The 714-nt window shown below is 53.5% G+C and carries 1 rRNA gene; it reads right to left on the bottom strand.

The annotated features are described in order from the left end of the window. Window positions 1–25: 25 nt before the first annotated feature. Window positions 26–714: ribosomal RNA gene (locus tag ACCC84_RS23550) — 23S ribosomal RNA — on the bottom strand; the annotation flags it as partial.

The following is a 714-nucleotide window of genomic DNA, read 5'->3' as shown; positions in this document are numbered from 1 at the left end:
GTCTCTAAAACACCTTCGGTGTTGTAAGGTTAAGCCTCACGGATCATTAGTACTGGTTAGCTCAATGCATCGCTGCACTTACACACCCAGCCTATCAACGTCTTAGTCTTAAACGTTCCTTCAGGGGCCTTAAAGGCCCAGGGAAGACTCATCTCGAGGCAAGTTTCGCGCTTAGATGCTTTCAGCGCTTATCTTTTCCGCACTTAGCTACCGGGCAGTGCCATTGGCATGACAACCCGAACACCAGTGGTGCGTTCACTCCGGTCCTCTCGTACTAGGAGCAACCCCTCTCAATCTTCCAACGCCCACGGCAGATAGGGACCGAACTGTCTCACGACGTTCTAAACCCAGCTCGCGTACCACTTTAAATGGCGAACAGCCATACCCTTGGGACCTACTTCAGCCCCAGGATGTGATGAGCCGACATCGAGGTGCCAAACACCGCCGTCGATATGAACTCTTGGGCGGTATCAGCCTGTTATCCCCGGAGTACCTTTTATCCGTTGAGCGATGGCCCTTCCATTCAGAACCACCGGATCACTAAGACCTGCTTTCGCACCTGCTCGAGCCGTCACTCTCGCAGTCAAGCTAGCTTATGCCTTTGCACTAACCTCACGATGTCCGACCGTGATTAGCTAACCTTCGTGCTCCTCCGTTACTCTTTGGGAGGAGACCGCCCCAGTCAAACTACCCACCAGACACTGTCCTCACCCC

Origin of the sequence: Serratia odorifera, assembly GCF_041448735.1 — a bacterium.
In the GTDB taxonomy this organism is placed as follows: Bacteria; Pseudomonadota; Gammaproteobacteria; order Enterobacterales; family Enterobacteriaceae; genus Serratia_F; species Serratia_F odorifera.
Note: the sequence above shows the minus strand (reverse complement) of the source record. Positions and strands in the feature narration are given on the sequence as shown.